This is a genomic window from Streptomyces sp. NPDC002446, assembly GCF_053595675.1.
This window is the reverse complement of the sequence record NZ_JBSFYC010000078.1, coordinates 1-15,766: the sequence shown is the minus strand read 5'-3', so window position 1 is coordinate 15,766 and position 15,766 is coordinate 1. Positions and strand designations below refer to the sequence as shown.

Here is a 15,766-nt window from a genome sequence, read left to right as displayed (position 1 = left end):
TCGCAGCGCGGGCGGTCGGCGGCGGGCGGCCGCGGTCAGTCGAACCAGCGTGCCCGCCCCAGTTCCTCCACCCGGTCCGGGTCCTCCAGGAGGGCGGCGACCTCGAAGCGGCGGGGCCATTGGGCCGTGGCCCAGGACAGGCCGGCGGCGACGCCCTCCAGGGTTGCGGCGTGCAGGGTGCGGTCGGGGGTCCAGCGCCAGTCGAGTTCGGCGGTGGCGTCCGGGCCGTCGCCGACGATCAGCTCCTCGTGTTCCAGGTAGGAGCCGGGGGTGGCGGGGCCGAGGAGTGCCCGCACGGCCTCGGGGACCTCGTGGCGTACGCCTTCGGAGTGCACCTCGGCGCTGACGGCCTCGCTCAGCCGCCGTACCTGGAACAGCTCGGCCAGTTCCGCGGCGCGTGCCGGGCGTACCGGGAGCAGGGCGAGCCCCCTCGCCAGGGGCATCAGGTCGGGGGCGTCGGCGACGACGGCGTCGGCCGCGTCCACGATCCGGACCTGCTGGTCGACGACGGTGCGCAGGGCGTCGGGGAGGGTCACCTGGTCGGGGTCGAGGTCGGCCAGCAGGCCATAGAGGGAGTGGAGTTGGGCGGTGGTGACGGTCAGGTCCGGGTCGGCGAGGCGGGCGAGGAGTTCGGCGGCGCCGCCCGGTTCGTCGAGGAGGGCGGCGACGGAGGTGCGTACGCCGAGGGCGCGCAGTACCTGGCCGTCGACGTCGCCGGCGTCCGCGGACTCGTAGAGGCCGGCCAGCAGCGGGTCGCCGCCGGCCGAGCGCAGGCCGGCCGGGCGGCGGCCGTCCAGTACGGGGTGGCCGCGCAGCCACCAGGCGGTGTAGGGGCGTACGGATTCGGTGGTGCCGTCGGGGAGGAGGACGCGTACCGGGGCGGTGAGCGCGTCGCGCAGCGGCGGCTGGGAGAGCATGGCCAGGACCTGGGGCCAGGCGTCGTCGTCGACCAGGTCGAGGTCGCGGACGGCGACCAGTTCGGTGACGACCGGCGGGAGGGGGGTCTCGGGGAGCGCGTCGAGGATGTCCTCGCACCAGACGTCGACGGCGTCCAGCAGGCCGATGTCGTCCGGTTCGGCGAAGTCGCCGTCCCGTGGCTCCATTTCGTCCGGGTCGAGGACGACGTCGGTGGCGCGGACCAGCGCGAAGGCGGCCATGACGCCCACGGCGGTCAGCGGCTGCTCGCCCCATCGCGTGGCCAACTCGGCGTCGCATGCGGCGAGTTCACCCTCCCGGATGACCCGCTCGAAGGCGCTTCCCGGGTAGACCAGCTCCCCGGCCGGCGCGAGCTCGCCGTCCTCGTCGGGGAGGGCGAGGGCGCCGAGCCAGGGCTCGTCGCCGGGTGACAGGTTGGCGTCGCGGACCAGCCCGAGGACCGTCTCCGCCAGCTCTTCGGCGCCCAGGGGAGCGCCCGGCCCGCCGTCGTCGAAGCCGTCCGCGAAGACGTCGTAGGCGTCCTCGTCCGCGTCCAGCGAGTTCTCCACGGCCGCCCGCACCTGGGGGGTGGTCAGTACGGCGCGGGGCGCGGCCGGGGTGGCGCCGAGCTTCTCCAGCAGCGGGTGCACCGCGTCGGGGTGGGCGACCTTCAGGCCGAGCCGGGCGAGCGTGCGGTGGCGGGCGGCGGCCTCGCCGTCGCCGCCCGGGCCGCCGCCGGGCAGCGGCAGCAGCACCTGGCGCGGGCCGATCGTGGTCCGTGCGCTGCCCGGTGTCCCGCCGGGGCCCTGGCCGTCCGTGCCGGCGAGCGGCACCGGCAGTCCGCTGAGCCGGTCCGGGTCGGTGCCGGCCAGTGCGTCGTAGAGCCGCCACCACCAGTCGGGTGCCCGCTCGACGCCCGCCAGGCGGTCGACCATCTCGCCGAGCGGCACCCGGGCCACGCCCAGGGCCCGCAGCTGCGGGCGGCGTTCGAGGCCGGCCGGCAGGAGGCTGGGGAACAGTTCGGCCAGGACGCCGACCGTTGCGGTGCCCGCGCCCTCGACAATCTCGGCGTCCACGGGCCGCAGGACGTACCGCTCCTCGTCGGCGCCCGCGTCCAGGTCCCAGGTGCCCTCCGCCGGGGCGGGCTCGGGTGCGGCGGGCTCTGCCGCGCCGGGCGCGCCCGCGCTGGGCAGGAACCGCACCCGCGGCAGCAGGGCGAGTACCTGCCGGCGCAGCTCGCCGTCCAGGCCGCCCTTGGCCAGCGGGCCGGGCACCAGGTCGAGGGTGCCGACGGACACCGGCTGCCAGTCGCCGAGCAGCGCCGCGTAGGCGGCGGCGGCCCGTTCCACCAGGAAGTCCGCCAGTGGGCCGGGGGCGACGTGGCGCCGGGTCGGCTCCAGCGGGAACGAGGCGATCAGCAGTGCGGGCAGTCCCAGCGGCTCGTCCGTCGGTGTCGGTGCGTGCACCACGGGTGCGGTGCCGGGCTGTGCCGGTGCGCCCTCGGCGTCCACGGGAACCGCCCAGGTCACCGTCCAGGCGGGCCGCAGCCGTTCTTCGACGGGCCGGTCCGCGAGCAGGGCGGGGTCCAGCGGCCCGCCGTCGGTGGCCACCCGCCACCGGGTGGCGCCCCGTTCGCTGTCCTCGATGACGACGTACGGGCCGTCCTGACGTCGCCTCAGTTCGCGGACGCCCTCCGGGGTCTCGACGACGACTTCGCACAGCCCGGGCAGTGTCAGGAGAAGCGCCGCGTCGATGCCGTCCAGCAGCCGTTCGGCGAGGTCCTGGGCGGCGACGTCGCGCAGCGGCAGCACGACGGCGGTGTCATAGCCGTCGGGTGCGGTGCCCTCGGCGGGCAGCGGCAGCCGCAGCAGCGGTACGTGCCCGTCGCGGCGGCGCAGCTCGCCGCCGAGGCCGGGGCTGTGCGCCGCCACGTCCTGGGTCAGTGCGCGGGCCTCGGCGAGCGACCAGCGCACTCCGCCGGTGCGGCCCACCAGCGCCGGTTCGTCGCTGACGGACAGTACGGCGGCGAAGCCGACGCCGAAGCGGCCGACGGCGCCGGCCGCCACGCTGGGCTCGCGCTTGGCGGAGGCGCGCAGGGTGGACAGCGACTCGACGCCGGTGGCGTCCAGGGGGGCGCCGGTGTTGGAGGCGACGAGGACGGCGGGGGCGCCGCCGTCGGGCGCGTGCAGGGTCAGCCGCAGCCGCCCGGGGACGCCGGCGCGGGCCGCCGCGTCCGCCGCGTTCTGGGCCAGTTCCACGGCGAGCCGGTCGCGGTAGCCGCCGAGCGCGAGGTCCTCCTCCGCGTTGGCGTCCTCCCGGAAGCGGGCCGGTGACGCGGCCCAGGCGTCCAGGACGCCGCGCCGCAGTCGCGCGGTCCCGAACGGGTCCCCGGCTGCGCCTCGCACCCACGACGTTGCGGTCACGTCTCTCGTCTCCCTCGCTTGTCGGTGCACCGACGGTATCGCCCCATGTCGCCGGGCGGGGCGCCGCGCCTGGTGAAGACGGCGAGGAGCCCGGCCGCGCGCCGTGGCGCGGCCGGGCTCGTGCCGGTTGTCTGCTCGCGGGCGGCGGGGGCCGCCTCAGCTGTGGCCGAGCTCCTCCGCGGGCCCGGTGTCCTCCACGGACCCGCCGTCGCGCTCGGGGCGCAGCGACAGCGGTTCGACGATGGTCTCGTCCACCACGGGCGCGGCCGGCCGTGGCGGCTTGGGCATGACGGCGGCTTCGGAGTGGGCTCCGCATCCGTAGGAGAGGGAGACCACCCGGCCGTCCGCCGGGGCGAACTCGTTGGCGCAGACGCCGAAGGCCTGGCGCAGGGAGCCGGTGAGCGGGGTGAGGAAGCCGCAGGTCAGACAGGTGGCGGGGGCTGCCTGGGCCATGGGGGTCTTGGCGCCGTAGGCCTCTTCCCAGCGGTCGGCGGCGGCGTGCAGGCCGTAGCGGGACAGGACCCGGGCGCGGCGCATGCCGAGTTCCTCGGCGAGGTCCGCGATGCCGCCGCGGGTGGGCGCGGGCTGGATCGCCGGGGAGCCCGGCAGGACGTCCGCGTCCTCGGTGTCGGCGACCTCGGCGGCCCTGCCCTCGGCGACGGCGGAGTTCGGCGGCGGGGTGTCCTCGCCGGAGAAGCCGGGCTCCAGGCGCAGGTCCTCGGCCTCGGTGGGCAGCAGGTCGCCGGGGCCCATGTCGCCGGGGCGCAGCCGTTCGCTCCAGGGCACCCACTCGGGTGCCAGCAGCGCGTCGGGGCCGGGCAGCAGTACCGCTTCGTCGAGGGTGACGATCTTGGCGCGGGAGGCCCTGGCGACGGTCACGGCCCAGCGCCAGCCGCGGTAGCCGGGCTCGTCGGCGGCGAAGAGGTGGGTGACGACGCGGTCGCCGTCGGCGACGGCGTCGAGGTGCTCGCCGACCATGCCGGGGAGGGCGACTTCCTCGGCCGCCGCACGGGCAAGGTCGACCGCCGCGGCGCACAGGCGGTCAGGGGTACGGCTTCGCATCGCAGCACTCACAAGAATCGATTCTCTCTTCCACGCCGTCTCACGAGTGCGCCAGCCGGAGCTGTCCTTGTCCTGTCCGGACGACCGGCGGGCGGGGCGGGCGGAGCGGACCTGGGGACCGCGTCGACGTCCGCGCCCGATCGGTTCGGTCGAGCGCACCTCATAGGACCCATTCTGCGGGATCGCGGAGGGCAATGAGACACGCGGCCGTAATCCGACCGCCGGTGGCGCGCTAGACACGCTACCCCTTCAACGGTGTACGACTCCTCGGCGGGAGCGCAAATGTCCCCGGCGGCGTGGGCGAGCCGGTGCGCCTCGCGCGGCAGTGCGGAGAAAACGCCCTCCGCTGGGCGAGTTGGGGCACTATGGCCGGGTGGCTGCAGGCCTAGGGCGTCGAGGGTGTCGAAGGTGGCGAAGGCATCGGGCAGGTCGTCGAGAGTGTCGTCGCGCAGGCCGCCTGGGGGCGGGTTCGGGGACGGCCGGGTCCGGCGGGCGGGCCGGGCGGTCGGCCGTGCGCTGCGCCGGCCGCTGACCGGCGCGGCACGCGGGGTGCGGCGGGCGACGCATGCGCACGGCGCGGGCGAGTCGGGTCTGGGCAAGCTGATCGAGCTGCATGCGGTGAACTCGGCCGGCGACATGCTGATCACGGTGGCGCTGGCCTCGACGGTGTTCTTCTCGGTGCCGACGGATGAGGCGCGGGGCCGGGTGGCGCTGTACCTGGCGGTCACGATGGCGCCGTTCGCGTTGCTCGCGCCGGTGGTCGGGCCGCTGCTGGACCGGGTGCCGCACGGCCGGCGGGCGGCGATGGCGGGCTCGATGCTGGCGCGGGCGCTGCTGGCGGTGACGATGTCGGGTGCGGTGGCGAGTGGCGGGCTGGAGCTGTATCCGGCGGCGCTGGGGGTGCTGGTGGCGTCGAAGGCGTACGGGGTGGTGCGCAGTGCGGTGGTGCCGCGGCTGCTGCCGCCGCGGATCTCGCTGGTCAAGGCCAATTCCCGGGTGACCCTGGCGGGGTTGCTGGCCACGGGGGTGGCGGCGCCGGCCGGGGCCGGGCTGCATCTGATCGGGCCCGCGTGGCCGCTGTACGGGGCGTTCGGGGTGTTTGCGGCCGGTACGGCCCTGTCGTTCTCGCTGCCGCACAAGGTCGACTCGGGCAAGGGCGAGGCCCGGGCCCGGCTGGCGTCGCGGGAGGCGGCGGGGCCGCCTGGCGGCGGGGCGGCGAAGCCGGGGCTGCGGACGGTGGGCCCGTCCGTGCTGCACGGTCTGCAGGCGAATGCGGCGCTGCGGGCGCTCTCCGGTTTCCTGACGTTCTTCCTGGCGTTTCTGCTGCGCGAGCATCCGCTGGGCGGGCTGGGTCCTGCCGCCTCGCTCGGGCTGGTGGCGGTGGCGGCCGGGGTGGGCAATGCGCTGGGGACGGCGGTCGGGGCGTGGCTGAAGGCCCGTGGTCCGGAGCAGATCGTCGCGGGGGTGCTGGGGCTCGCGCTGGCCGCGATGGTGCTGGCCGCGGTGTGTTACGCGGTGGCGGCGGTGGTGGTGGTGACCGTGGCGGCGGCCTGCGCGGGGCTGTGCCAGGCGCTGGGGAAGCTGTCGCTGGACGCGATGATCCAGCGTGATGTGCCGGAGGAGGTGCGGACCTCGGCTTTCGCCCGGTCGGAGACGGCGCTGCAGTTGTCGTGGGTGGTGGGCGGGGCGGTCGGGATCTCGCTGCCGCTGGTCGGTGTGCTGGGGATGGCGGTGGCGGCGGGGCTGGTGGCGCTGGGTGTGGCGCTGGCCGTGCGGGGGCTGCTGGGTGCGGCCCGGCGGGGCGGCACGCCGGCGGCGCGGGTGGTGTGAGCGGCGCGGCGGGCCGGTGCCGCGGCGGGCGGGAGGGTGCGGCGGGCGGGCGGGCCGGCGACCGGCTGCGGACCGGCTGCGCGGCACGCCGCACCCGCGCGTGGCGTGAGCTGGGGCGCCAGATAGCCTGCCCGTATGACCGCTGCGTTCATCTCCTGGGGCAAGGGCCGCCGCGCCGCTGCCGCCATCGGTGCCGTGTCCCTGGGTCTTGTCACCCTCTCCGCCTGCGAGAAGCCGACCGCGCTCGCGACCGTGACCGTCGGTTCGTCGACGGTGACCGCCGAGGCCACCCCCGGCTGCGACGGTGAGGGCAAGGACCTGTCCCGGAAGGCCATCGCCGCCTGCATCACCAAGAAGGGCGGCAAGACCCTGACCGTCCACCCTGGTGAGAAGGTGCGCGTCGGCGTCGACCCGTCGGTCGCGAAGTCCGGGTGGATCGTCATCGGCGCGGGCCCCGTCATGCGGGAGCCCAGCAAGCAGACGTACCGCAGCTTCGACGCGGACACCCTCTTCATGCAGCAGAACCCGCAGACCGGCCAGACGTCGTACAGCAAGGACGTCACCCTCCAGGTCGCGGAGATCGGCGAGGGCGAGGGCCCCAAGACGATGTGGCACTTCACGCTGAAGCAGAAGGACTGAGCGCGCTGAGCGGGCGGCGTCCGCGGCCGGTGCGGGCCTCGTGATGCGGGTCCTGGTCGTCACGGCGGTGGCCGCCGAGCGCGATGCGGTGTGCGCCGCGTTCGACGGCTGCGACGGCGCGGAGGGCTTCGGCGCTGCCGCGCCCCGTCCGCTGCCCGGCGGTGCCGGGCTGCGGTGTGTGCGCGGGCGGGCGGTGGCGTGCGAGGTGCTGGCCGCCGGTGTCGGCCCGGCCGCCGCGGCCGCCGGCACGGCCACCGCGCTGACCGCCGCCGCGCTCGCCGGCGCGCCGTACGACCTGGTGGTCTCGGCGGGTATCGGCGGCGGCTTCCCGCCCGGCGTCGGCCCGGCCCGGCCGGGGGAACCGCCTTCCGGCGCCCCCCTGGGTTCGGTGGTGGTGGCCGGGGCGATCGTCGCGGCCGACCTGGGTGCCCAGACTCCCGACGGGTTCGCCCCGGTCACCGAACTCGGCTTCGGGACCGTCGCCCACCGCCCCGATGCGGCGCTGGTCGAGGCCGTCGCGGCGGCGTGCGGCGGGGCCGTGGGCACCGTCGTCACCGTCTCCACGGTCACCGGCAGCGCGGCGCGCGCCGCCGAGCTGGCACAGCGTCACCCGGGTGTGCTGGCCGAGGCGATGGAGGGCTTCGGGGTCGCCGAGGCCGCCGCCGCGCACGGCGTGCCCGTACTGGAGATCCGTACGGTCTCCAACGCCGTCGGCCCCCGCGACCGCGCCGCCTGGCGCATCGGCGACGCGCTCGCCGCGCTGACCGGCGCCTTCCGTACGCTCCCCGCAGCCCTGGCCGCCGCCGGCGGGCCGGCCGGGGAACCGCTCCACCGATGAGGAGGACCCCGTGACCCGGCCGCTGGACATCGCCTACTCGCCGTGCCCGAACGACACCTTCGTCTTCGACGCGCTGGCGCACGGACGCGTCCCGGGAGCCCCGGAGCTCGCGGTCACCTTCGCCGACATCGACCTCACCAACGGCATGGCCGAGCGCGGTGAGTTCGATGTGCTGAAGGTGTCCTACGCGGTGCTGCCGTGGGTGCTCGAGGAGTATGCGCTGCTGCCGTGCGGCGGGGCACTGGGGCGCGGCTGCGGGCCGCTGGTGCTGACCCGTGAGGGGGGCTCGGCGGCGGATCTGGCGGGCCGGACGGTCGCGGTGCCCAGTGAGCGGTCCACCGCGTATCTGCTGTTCCGGCTGTGGGCGGCGGCCGAGGTGCCGGGCGGCGTCGGGGAGATCGTGGTGCTGCCGTTCCACGAGATCATGCCGGCGGTGCGCGACGGCAGGGTCGATGCGGGCCTGGTCATCCACGAGGCGCGCTTCACGTACCGCAACTACGGTCTGGTCCGCCTGGCCGACATGGGCGAGCACTGGGAGCAGACCACCGGTCTGCCGATCCCGCTGGGCGCGATCATCGCCAAGCGGTCGCTGGGCGAGCGGACGCTGCGTGACCTCGCGGCCGCCGTGCGGACCTCGGTCCTGATGGCCTGGGACGACCCGGAGGCGTCCCGTCCGTATGTCCTGGAGCACGCCCAGGAGATGGATCCGAAGGTGGCCGACCAGCACATCGGGCTGTATGTCAACGAGTTCACCGCCGGCCTCGGCGAGGACGGCTACGCCGCGGTGCGCGGGCTGCTCACCCGCGCCGCGGCCGAGGGGCTGGTTCCGCCCCTCGGCCGCGATGCGCTGGATTTCGTGTGAACCGGTGTCCGGTGCGGGCGGGGCGTCAGACGTCCAGCTGGTCGGCGACCGCGCGCAGCATCCCGGCGATCTTCGCGCCGTGTGCCTTGTCGGGGTAACGGCCGCGCTCCAGCTGCTGGGTGACGTTCTCCAGGAGCGTGGTGAGGTCCTGGACGATCGAGGCGAGTTCGTCGGGCTTGCGGCGCTGGGCCGCGGCTACCGAGGGTGCGGGGTCGAGGAGCGTCACGGTCAGCGCCTGGTCGCCGCGCTGGCCCGCGACCACGCCGAATTCGACGCGCTGGCCAGGCTTGAGTGCGGCCACGCCGTCGGGCAGCACCGACGAGTGCACGAAGACGTCACCGCCGTCATCGCGGGAGAGAAAGCCGAAGCCCTTCTCACTGTTGAACCACTTGACCTTGCCGGTAGGCACGTCTGTCCTCGTCCTCGTACTCGTTGGGGAAACTGGGTGGGGAAACTGGGCTCCGGGTCTGCCGCGGAGCTGCGGAAGAAACGGTCTGGAGAGCAGTACAGCGGGCCGCAGGACCCGCCGCACCCAAGGCTAATGGTCCCAAGGCCGGTGACAAGACGCCGCCGGGTGGATCCGCGGTGCTTCTGGCCCCGACTTACCCTGGTCAGGTGTCTGACGAAACTCCCCAGGCCGGGGATCTGCTGGTCCGAATCGGCGCGATCATGTTCCTAGTTGGCGCAGTGGCCACTCTCGCCACGGTGGCGCCGCTGTTCCTCGGGACCCGTCCGCTGCCGTCCGCGTTCTACTGGATGTGCATGCTGATGGGCCTCGGTTTCCTGGTGGCCGGGGCCGGAGTGGTCCGCTCCGCCGCCGCGCAGCGCCGTCAGGCGGGGGCGGCCGCCGAGGCGCCCGCGCCGTCCTCCGCAAGGTAGCGCTCCAGCCACTCGGGGAAGTCCGCGAGGTCGCCGAGCAGTACGTCGGCGCCGGCGGCCCGCAGCTCGCTCTCGTCGCAGGGCCCGGTGGCCACGGCGACGGACAGCGCGCCCGCGGTGTGTGCGCCCCGGACGTCGCCGGTGTGGTCGCCGACGTAGATCTGCGCGCCGTGCTCGCGCAGCGCGTCGGCCTTGGCCTCCGCCCACAGCGAACCGATGACGGCGTCCGGTGCGAGGCCCAGGTGCGCCAGGTGCAGCTTGGCGTTCGGCTCGTACTTGGCGGTCACCACGATCGCGCGCCCGCCGCGCGCCCGCACGGCGGCGACGGCCTCGCGGGCGCCCCGCATGGCCGGGGTCGGCACGATCGCGTACTCGGGGTACAGCGCGCGGTAGAGGTCGCTGACCTCCGCGACCCGCTCCTGGGGGAACCAGCGGCGGATCTCCTGCTCCAGCGGCGGCCCCAGCCGGGTCACCGCGGCCTCGGCGTCGACGAAGGTGCCGGTCCTGGCGGACAGCTCCTCGTAGGCGGCCTTGATGCCGGGGCGGGAATCGATCAGCGTCATATCGAGGTCGAAGCCGACCGTCAGGGGGTACGCAGCCATGCCTGCCATTGTGCAGGCGACGGCGAACGGCGGGCGGCCAGGCCGTACGCTTAGCCCTGCCTTACCTAACTTCGGCCATCCATCCGCGAAGAGTGACGAACCTATGAAGCCCCGCACGCACGGCCGCCGCCTCGGCCTCACGGCGGTGCCGCTGCTCGCCCTGCTGCTCGCGGTGTTCTGCTCGCTGGCCGTCGGCAGCCGCCCGTTCGCCCCGTCCGAGGTGCTGGGCGCCCTCGTCCACGGCGGGGACGGCGATGCCGCGCAGGTGGTGCGCTATCTGCGGCTGCCGCGCACGCTCATCGGCCTGATGGTCGGTGCGGCGCTGGCGATGGCCGGGACGGTCATGCAGGGCATCACCCGCAATCCGATCGCCGACCCCGGCATCCTCGGCATCAGCCAGGGCGCCTCGGCCGCCGTGGTGATCGCCCTCGCCTTCGCCGGGGTCCACACCCTGACCGGCTACATCTGGTTCGCCTTCGCCGGCGCCGGGATCGCCGCCGTCGTCGTCTACGCCATCGCCGCCCGCGGCCGCGGCGGCGCCACCCCGGTCAAGCTCGCGCTGTCCGGTGCCGCCGTCAACGCCCTGCTGGTGTCGGTGACGATGGCGGTCCTGACGACCAGGGCCGCCGCCCTGGACGAGTTCCGGTTCTGGCAGGTCGGCTCGCTCTCCGGCCGGGACGCCGAGGTGGCCGCCCGGATCTGGCCGTTCCTGCTGGCGGGCGCGGTGCTCGTGCTGTCCGTCGCGCGCGGTCTGGACGCGCTGGCGCTCGGCGAGGACGTCGCCCGGGGCCTGGGCCAGAAGATCGCCACCGTGCGGATCGTGGGCGGGCTGGGCGCGACGGTGCTGACCGGGGCGGGCGTGGCGGCGGCCGGCCCGATCGCCTTCGTGGGCCTGGCCGTCCCGCACCTGGCCCGCGCGATCGTGGGCGGCGCGCACCGCTGGGTGCTGCCGATGGCGGCGCTGCTCGGCCCGGTGATCGTGCTGGTCTCCGACACCCTCGGCCGGATCCTCTTCCCGCCGTCGGAGGTCCCGGCGGGTGTGATGACCGCGCTGATCGGGGTGCCGTTCCTGGTGACGCTCGTACGACGCAGGGCGGTGGTGGCGGCATGACCGGTCCGGACAACTCCGCGCGGACGCCGCTGCCGGGCACCGCGAACGGCACCACGGCCGCGGCCACCGCCACCCGCACCGCCCCGCTGCGCCCCGCCGGGTTCGCGCTGGTGCGGGCCGGGCGCGGGTCGTTCCTGCTGCACCGCCGGGCGGCGGTGGCGGCGGCCGCGCTGGCCGTCGTGCTGGCGCTGGTGTGCGGGGCCTCCCTGTGCGTCGGCGAGAGCTTCGTCGCCCCGGCCCAGGTCCTCGACGTCCTGCTGGGCAGGCCGTCCGCCCATGAGGTGGTCGTCGGCACCCTGCGGCTGCCGCGGACGGCCGTCGGCGTGATGGTCGGCGCGGCCTTCGGCATCGCCGGCGCGCTGATCCAGACGGTGGCCCGCAATCCGCTCGCCAGCCCCGACATCATCGGCATCAGCCAGGGCGCGAGCGCGCTGACGGTCGGCGCGATGACCTTCGGCATCACCTCCTACGCCGTGCTGCCGTACCTGTCCGTCGCCGGCGGTGTCCTGGCCGCCGCGCTGGTCTACGTCTTCGCCTGGCGCGGCGGCCTGCACGCCACCCGCTTCGTCCTGATCGGCATCGGCTGCGCGATCGCGCTCCGCTCCGTCACCCACCTCTTCCTGACCAAGGGCGACTACCTGGTCGCCCAGCAGGCCCAGGTGTGGATGACCGGTTCGCTCAACGGGCGCGGCTGGGCGGAGGCGGCGCCGCTGGGCTGGGCGCTGCTGGTGCTGCTGCCGGGCGTGCTGTGGGCGGCGCGGGCCCAGCGGACCGTCGCGCTGGACGACGACACCGCGACCGCGCTGGGCGTCCGGCTGGGCCGCACCCGGCTCGGCCTGGTCGCCCTCGGCGTGGTCCTGGCGTCGCTGGCGACCGGCGCGGCGGGCCCGGTGGACTTCGTGGCGCTGCTGGCCCCCCAGACCGCCCGCCGCCTGGCGCGCAGCGCCCAGATCCCGCTGCTGTGCTCGGCCCTGCTGGGTGCCGTCATCGTCGTCCTGGGCGATCTGCTCGCCCGCAAGGTCTTCGCGCCGACGGAGCTGCCGGTGGGTGTGCTGACCGCCGCCGTCGGCGCCCCGTATCTGATCTGGCTGATCGTCAGGGGCCACCGTGCCCGTGGCCGTGCCGCGGCAGGAGGAACAGCGTGAACGGGACCGGGCAGACGGGCGGGAGCGGCGAGGGCGTGGCGACCGGCGAGCGGCCCCGGGCCGGCGCCGGCGGTGGCGAGGCGGGGGCCGTGAGCCGGCTGGCGGCCCGCTCGCTGACGCTCGCCTACGAGGACCGCACCGTCGTCGACGGCCTGGACCTGGACGTGCCGCCCGGCGCGGTCACCGTCGTCGTGGGCCCCAACGCCTGCGGCAAGTCGACGCTGCTGCGCGCCCTGGGACGGCTGCTGAGGCCCCGCAGCGGTGCCGTCCTCCTGGACGGCCAGGACCTCGCCCGCATCCCCACCAGGAAGATCGCCCAGGCTCTCGGGCTGCTGCCGCAGACCCCCGTCGCGCCCGAGGCGATCACCGTCGCCGATCTGGTCGCCCGCGGCCGGCAGCCGCATCAGCGCTGGTGGCAGCAGTGGTCGGCGGACGACGAGCGGGCGGTGGGCGAGGCCATGGCGCGTACGGACGTGGCGCAGCTGGCCGACCGCGCGGTGGACGAGCTCTCCGGTGGCCAGCGTCAACGCGTCTGGATCGCCATGGCCCTGGCCCAGGAGACCGACCTGCTGCTGCTCGACGAGCCGACCACCTACCTGGACATCGCCCACCAGGTCGAGGTGCTCGACCTGGTGCGGCAGCTGAACCACGACCGCGGCCGCACCGTCGTCGCCGTCCTCCACGACCTCAACCAGGCCGCCCGCTACGCCGACCACCTGGTGGCGATGAAGGGCGGCCGGATCGTCGCGCAGGGCCGCCCCGGCGAGGTCGTCACCGCCCAGCTGGTCCGCGAGGTCTTCGGCCTGGAGTCGGTGGTCGTCCCGGATCCGGTGACCGGCTCCCCGCTGGTCGTCCCCGGCCGCCCCTGGCAGGCGTCCCGCCAGGAGTAGCGGCCCGCCGGCGCCCGCCCCCGCACGTCACCCCCCTCCCCTCCCTGTCCTCCCTCCCCGCCGAAAGGACATGTCATGTTCCGCTCCACCGCCGCCGCCCGCCGCGCCGCCGCCCTCTCCCCCACCACCGTCCTGGCCGCCGCCGGCGCGCTCGCGGCCTGCCTCGCGCTGAGCGGCTGCGCCTCCGGCGACGACGCCTCCTCCCACTCCCCGGGCTCCTTCAAGGCCGCCGACTGCCCCCGGCAGCCGGCCACGGCCTGGGCCGCGCCCGCGACCGGCGGCGGCACCCATCGGGTGAAGACGGCCATGGGCGAGGTGGAGGTGCCGAGCGCCCCGAAGCGGGTGGTCGTCCTGGACACCGCCGAGCTGGACTCCGCGATCACCCTGGGCGTCAAGCCGGTCGGCGCCACCCGCTCCGACGTGGCCTCCGGCTTCCTCGACTACCTCACCAGGGAACAGGTCGCCGGCATCAAGGACGTCGGCAAGATCGGCGCCCCGAACCTGGAGGCGGTCGCCGCCCTCAAGCCCGATCTGATCCTGACCAGCAAGGTCCGCGACGGCCAGCGCTACGACCAGCTGACGAAGATCGCGCCGACCGTGATGACCGAGACGACCGGCTACCCCTGGAAGCAGAACTTCGCCACGCACGCCGACGCGCTCGGCAAGATCCCCGAGGCGAAGCGCACGGTCTCGGCGTACGAGGCGCACGCCCAGCGCGTCACCAAGGCGCTCGGCGGTCCGGCCCGGGCCGCGAAGCTCCGCACCAACATCGTCCGTTTCGTCGAGGGCGCCGACACCCGCATCTACGGCTGCCAGAGCTACATCGGCACCGTCCTGGCCGACATCGGCACCGGCCCCACCGACGTCGTCGACGGCGCCAAGGACGGCCTGATGGTCGAGGTCAGCCCCGAGCAGATCAACAAGGCCGACGCCGACGCCGTCTTCTACGCCTCCTACGGGACGCCGGAGAAGTCCAAGGAGGCCCAGGTCACCACCGGCGGACTGTGGAAGCACCTGCGCGCCGTCACCGGCGGCCGGTCCTTCCGCGTCGACGACCAGCTCTGGATCCAGGGCATCGGCTACACGGCGGCCGACAAGATCCTGGACGAGGTGCAGCAGCGCCTGGCGAAGAAGTGAGGGCCTGAACACCGGGGCGGCGGGCGGCACTTCACCGACCGTCCGCCGACCCCGCGCTTCGCCCCACACGCCACCCCGGTGCGGACGTCAGGATCCTTCATGATGAGATCAAGGACTTGATGAGACGTAAACACATATGTTCGACGAGACGCGCGGCCTGGACCCGTGCTCTCGCGGTGGCGTTCTGCGCCACGCTCGCCTGCGGCACGACCGCGACGGCGGCGCCCGCCGCTCCCGCCGACCCCTCGCCGCCGGCGAAGCCGTCCAAGGGCGTGAGCGACGACGACATCCGGCGGGCCCGGGAGACGGAGCGCTACTGGACCCCGGAGCGGATCCGGGCCGCCGTCCCCGTGGACGGGGACGGCGGCGCACCGGCCGCCCCCGGCGGACGCGACAAGCGCTCGCTGCGGGCGCCGAGCGCCCCGGTGGACGAGGGCGTCGCCACCGTCGGCGTCTTCCTCATCCGCACCGGCGACGGAGCGGCGACCGCCGACCAGTTCTGCACCGCCGGCTCGGTGGCCTCCCCCACCAAGAGCCTGGTCATCACGGCGGCGCACTGCCTCAAGGGCGACAAGCCGTACCGCAACGTCGCCTTCGTGCCCGGCTACCGGGCCGGCGCGACCAAGCCGGGCCAGCCCGGGGAGACCCCGTACGGGATGTTCCCGATGGAGCCGGGGAAGGTCTGGATCGACGGGCGCTATCTGCAGTCGAAGCCCGACGACGACGTGGACTTCGCTCTCGTGCGGGTCGGCCCCAACGCGCAGGGGCAGCTGCTGGAGGACGCGACCGGCCGCGGCAACGAGCTCACCGCCGTCCCCGCCTCCGAACTGGCGCGCGACGAGGTGACCGTCACCGGCTACCCCGGCGGCCAGAAGACGCCGCTGCAGTGCACCAACCGCACCAGGGCCTTCCAGGGCCGGTTCCTGGAGGTCGAGTGCGCCGGGTTCCGGTCGGGCGTCAGCGGCGGCCCGTTCCTGGAGAACTTCGACGGCAAGCGCGGCGATCTCGTCGGCGTGATCGGCGGCTACCAGACCGGCGGGCGCTACGACCACATCTCCTACGCCTCGCAGTTCGACGACGATGTCTTCCGGCTCTACCGCCAGGCGGTCGCCGGGGCACAGCCGGACGCCCCAAGTCCCCTGGGCGACGCCACGACCTGGCAGCACACCAAGGTGATGGCCGCCGGCCGCTTCCACAGCGGCTCCTCCGCGCGCGGCTCCGGCGACCTGGTCGTGGGGTGGTCCGACGGCGAGGTGACGCTGTACCCGGGCGACGGGAAGTACGGGTTCGGCAAGGGGATCCGGCTGGCCGGGGCCAACTCCACCTGGAGGCACGCGGCGTTCATGACCGCGGGCGACTTCACCGGTACGGGGACGAGCGACCTCGTCGTCCGGTGGTCGGACGGCGAGGTGACGCTCTACAAGGACGTGGAC

Annotated in this window: 14 protein-coding genes; 10 read left to right on the top strand and 4 right to left on the bottom strand. The window is 75.0% G+C overall.

Translation table 11 applies throughout. The annotated features are described in order from the left end of the window. Positions 1 to 35: 35 nt before the first annotated feature. Together ACWD6P_RS31250 and ACWD6P_RS31245 are read right to left on the bottom strand one after the other, a co-directional pair. Positions 36 to 3,338 carry a sacsin N-terminal ATP-binding-like domain-containing protein gene (locus tag ACWD6P_RS31250; protein WP_451447534.1) on the bottom strand — a complete coding sequence of 1,101 codons (3,303 nt, stop codon included), beginning with the start codon at positions 3,336 to 3,338 and terminating at the stop codon, positions 36 to 38. Positions 3,339 to 3,494: 156 nt separating this feature from the next. Next, the gene (locus ACWD6P_RS31245) at positions 3,495 to 4,400 is read right to left on the bottom strand and encodes a DUF3027 domain-containing protein (protein WP_451447533.1); all 906 of its coding nucleotides are present in this window, start codon (positions 4,398 to 4,400) and stop codon (positions 3,495 to 3,497) included. A gap of 438 nt (positions 4,401 to 4,838) precedes the next feature. On the opposite strand from ACWD6P_RS31245, the gene ACWD6P_RS31240 reads away from it, so the two are divergent. The 4 genes from ACWD6P_RS31240 (at position 4,839) to ACWD6P_RS31225 (ending at position 8,569) form a co-directional block, all read left to right on the top strand. After that, positions 4,839 to 6,230 (top strand): MFS transporter, encoded by a 1,392-nt coding sequence (locus ACWD6P_RS31240; RefSeq protein WP_451447553.1) that lies wholly within the window; start codon positions 4,839 to 4,841, stop codon positions 6,228 to 6,230. 135 nt (positions 6,231 to 6,365) lie between these two features. Then, positions 6,366 to 6,869: a hypothetical protein gene (locus ACWD6P_RS31235; RefSeq protein WP_451447532.1), complete on the top strand. Its 504-nt coding sequence runs from the start codon at positions 6,366 to 6,368 to the stop codon at positions 6,867 to 6,869. A gap of 43 nt (positions 6,870 to 6,912) precedes the next feature. After that, positions 6,913 to 7,707 carry a futalosine hydrolase gene (locus ACWD6P_RS31230; RefSeq protein WP_451447552.1) on the top strand — a complete coding sequence of 265 codons (795 nt, stop codon included), beginning with the start codon at positions 6,913 to 6,915 and terminating at the stop codon, positions 7,705 to 7,707. A gap of 10 nt (positions 7,708 to 7,717) precedes the next feature. After that, on the top strand, positions 7,718 to 8,569 hold the full coding sequence (locus ACWD6P_RS31225; protein ID WP_451447531.1) for a 1,4-dihydroxy-6-naphthoate synthase: 852 nt from the start codon (positions 7,718 to 7,720) through the stop codon (positions 8,567 to 8,569). Positions 8,570 to 8,594: 25 nt separating this feature from the next. On the opposite strand, the gene ACWD6P_RS31220 is transcribed toward ACWD6P_RS31225, so the two are convergent. Further along, on the bottom strand, positions 8,595 to 8,978 hold the full coding sequence (locus ACWD6P_RS31220; protein WP_033266409.1) for a cold-shock protein: 384 nt from the start codon (positions 8,976 to 8,978) through the stop codon (positions 8,595 to 8,597). A 206-nt stretch (positions 8,979 to 9,184) separates the two neighbouring features. On the opposite strand from ACWD6P_RS31220, the gene ACWD6P_RS31215 reads away from it, so the two are divergent. Continuing rightward, positions 9,185 to 9,448, top strand: a complete 264-nt coding sequence (locus tag ACWD6P_RS31215; protein ID WP_451447530.1) for a hypothetical protein — start codon at positions 9,185 to 9,187, stop codon at positions 9,446 to 9,448. Here ACWD6P_RS31215 and ACWD6P_RS31210 read toward each other — a convergent pair. After that, positions 9,400 to 10,050, bottom strand: a complete 651-nt coding sequence (locus ACWD6P_RS31210; protein ID WP_451447529.1) for an HAD family hydrolase — start codon at positions 10,048 to 10,050, stop codon at positions 9,400 to 9,402. The genes ACWD6P_RS31215 and ACWD6P_RS31210 overlap by 49 nt on opposite strands. A 103-nt stretch (positions 10,051 to 10,153) precedes the next feature. Between ACWD6P_RS31210 and ACWD6P_RS31205 the strand changes: the two genes are divergently transcribed. From ACWD6P_RS31205 to ACWD6P_RS31185, 5 genes are all read left to right on the top strand, one after another. Beyond that, complete coding sequence (locus tag ACWD6P_RS31205) at positions 10,154 to 11,161, top strand: FecCD family ABC transporter permease (protein WP_451447528.1); 1,008 nt, start codon at positions 10,154 to 10,156, stop codon at positions 11,159 to 11,161. Then, entirely contained in the window at positions 11,158 to 12,306 is a 1,149-nt protein-coding gene (locus ACWD6P_RS31200; protein WP_451447527.1) for a FecCD family ABC transporter permease, read from the top strand. Before ACWD6P_RS31205 ends, ACWD6P_RS31200 begins: the two co-directional genes overlap by 4 nt. A gap of 89 nt (positions 12,307 to 12,395) precedes the next feature. Then, complete coding sequence (locus ACWD6P_RS31195; protein ID WP_451447551.1) at positions 12,396 to 13,196, top strand: ABC transporter ATP-binding protein; 801 nt, start codon at positions 12,396 to 12,398, stop codon at positions 13,194 to 13,196. 75 nt (positions 13,197 to 13,271) lie between these two features. Continuing rightward, positions 13,272 to 14,333, top strand: coding sequence for an ABC transporter substrate-binding protein (locus ACWD6P_RS31190; protein WP_451447526.1), 1,062 nt, complete (start codon positions 13,272 to 13,274; stop codon positions 14,331 to 14,333). 176 nt (positions 14,334 to 14,509) lie between these two features. Then, on the top strand, positions 14,510 to 15,766 hold a 1,257-nt coding region (locus ACWD6P_RS31185), incomplete at its 3' end, for a trypsin-like serine peptidase (protein WP_451447525.1).

Bases quoted from the DNA above. Each gene is read 5' to 3' on its own strand.
- ACWD6P_RS31230 (WP_451447552.1), top strand. From the start codon at position 6,913: ATGCGGGTCCTGGTCGTCACGGCGGTGGCCGCCGAGCGCGATGCGGTG.
- ACWD6P_RS31200 (WP_451447527.1), top strand. From the start codon at position 11,158: ATGACCGGTCCGGACAACTCCGCGCGGACGCCGCTGCCGGGCACCGCG.
- ACWD6P_RS31190 (WP_451447526.1), top strand. From the start codon at position 13,272: ATGTTCCGCTCCACCGCCGCCGCCCGCCGCGCCGCCGCCCTCTCCCCC.
- ACWD6P_RS31235 (WP_451447532.1), top strand. From the start codon at position 6,366: ATGACCGCTGCGTTCATCTCCTGGGGCAAGGGCCGCCGCGCCGCTGCC.
- ACWD6P_RS31205 (WP_451447528.1), top strand. From the start codon at position 10,154: ATGAAGCCCCGCACGCACGGCCGCCGCCTCGGCCTCACGGCGGTGCCG.
- ACWD6P_RS31245 (WP_451447533.1), bottom strand. From the start codon at position 4,400: ATGCGAAGCCGTACCCCTGACCGCCTGTGCGCCGCGGCGGTCGACCTT.
- ACWD6P_RS31210 (WP_451447529.1), bottom strand. From the start codon at position 10,050: ATGGCTGCGTACCCCCTGACGGTCGGCTTCGACCTCGATATGACGCTG.